Below are 531 nucleotides of genomic sequence, written 5' to 3' on the forward strand. Positions count from 1 at the left end.
CTTCGCAATATTGATTGCGCCATACTCATCGCAATCTTTCAGTAGCACCGCGAATTCATCGCCGCCCATTCGCGCAAGCACGGAATTGTATGGCAGCACCTCTTCCAACATGCTGGCGCAAAATTGAATCGCGGCATCGCCCGCATCGTGCCCAACGGTGTCATTAAGCACTTTCAACTGGTCGAGATCGAGGTATAACATCGCATGCACTCGGCGGTGGCTATCCACTTCACGCAGCGCGGTTTTCAACTCCAACTCAAAGTGGTTGCGGTTGTATGTCCCCGTCAATAAGTCATAACGCGCCTGATACTCTAACTTCTCAGCCAAAAGTTTGGTCTCTGAAATGTCTTCACCCACAATCAGCAACTGATCGGAATCGTTGAGCGGTCGAATGTTTTCGCGTACCCAAACACTGTGCCCGTCAGCATGGCGATACTCCATTTCACGTCGCCACACATCATGAACTTGATGGCTAGGTTGCAACAACACCTGACGTGGGAACAGCGCTTTGTCATCAAGATAGAACTCTCG

Annotated in this window: 1 protein-coding gene; it reads right to left on the reverse strand. The window is 50.7% G+C overall.

Going from position 1 to position 531, the window contains the following annotated elements:
• A partial coding sequence (locus R7093_RS27720) for a GGDEF domain-containing protein (RefSeq protein WP_318147342.1) occupies positions 1 to 531 on the reverse strand: 531 nt, incomplete at both ends.

Source organism: Vibrio sp. 1580 (assembly GCF_033340055.1).